1 protein-coding gene is annotated in these 1,062 nt (G+C 67.0%); it reads left to right on the forward strand.

Annotated elements, in window-relative coordinates:
- Positions 1–28: 28 nt before the first annotated feature.
- Positions 29–1,062, forward strand: a protein-coding gene (locus tag ABXG85_RS12900) for an IS630 family transposase (RefSeq protein WP_353514005.1) whose coding sequence is annotated in 2 segments (ribosomal slippage) — positions 29–521 and positions 521–1,062 — 1,035 coding nt in all. Because the reading frame shifts where the segments join, the coding sequence is not laid out codon by codon here.

Here is a 1,062-nt window from a genome sequence, read left to right on the forward strand (position 1 = left end):
CTAAGTGCCAACCCTGTATTATCTCAACATGGCAGCCCCTCTTCGGATCCAACTGACCCCGGAGGAGGACCGGCTCCTCCTGGAGCTCTCCCTGGACCCAAAGACCCACAAGAAGACCCGCCTGTGGGCCATGATGGTCCGCCTGGCCGCACAGGGCTGGACCGCCCCAAGGATCGCCCAGCACTTCCACAAGGACCGCACCACCGTCTACCTCGTCCTCAGGCGCTTCTTGAGGGAGGGCCTCCAAGGCCTCGTCTACCGCAAACCCCCGGGAGCCCCCAGGAAGTTCACCCCGGAGATGGCCGCCTTCGTGGAGGAGAAACTGGCGGAAGACCGGGTCTGGACCGCCCCCCAGCTCTCGGCGGCCATAGCCGAGCGCTTCGGGGTCCGCCTGGCCCCCAAGGTGGTGGCCCGGCACCTCAGGGCCATGGGGTACGTGTGGAAGCGGACGCGGTACGTGCCCAAGGGTAGACCGGAGGCGGAGGAGGTGGAGGCCTTTGTGGAGGAGGAAGGGGAGGCGAAAAGGGGGCTCAGGAGGGGGTGATGGAGGTGGGGTACTTGGACGAGAGCGGGTTTGCCTTGACCCTTCCGCCCACGTACGCCTGGTGCCGGAGGGGGGAGGCCAAGGGGGTGCCGCGGGCGTGGGGGAAGGAGGGGCGGGTGAACGTGGTGGGGCACCTGGTGCGGGGACGGGAGGGGGAGCGGCTTTTCTTTGCCCTTTTGGAGGGGCCGGTGCGGTGGGAGGTGGTGCGAGGGTATTTGGACCGGGTGGCTGAGGGGTTGGGTAGGCCTTTGAAGGTGTTCATGGACCGGGCGCCTTTCCACCGGTCCCGTGGGGTGGAGGAGAGGAGAGGGGTGTGGCGGGGGCGGGGGCTGGAGGTGGCTTACCTGCCGCGGTACAGCCCGCATCTGAACCCCATGGAGGGGGTATGGCGGCGGGTGAAGGGGTATTTGATGCCGAGGCGGCACTACGGGAGCGTGGAGGAGCTTAAAGAGGCTGTGGTGCAGGCCCTAAGGGCCCTCGGGGGTGTGGAGTTGAAAATCTTGGGGGAGGGCACTTAG

The organism is Thermus sp. LT1-2-5 (assembly GCF_040363165.1).
Taxonomy (GTDB): Bacteria; Deinococcota; Deinococci; order Deinococcales; family Thermaceae; genus Thermus.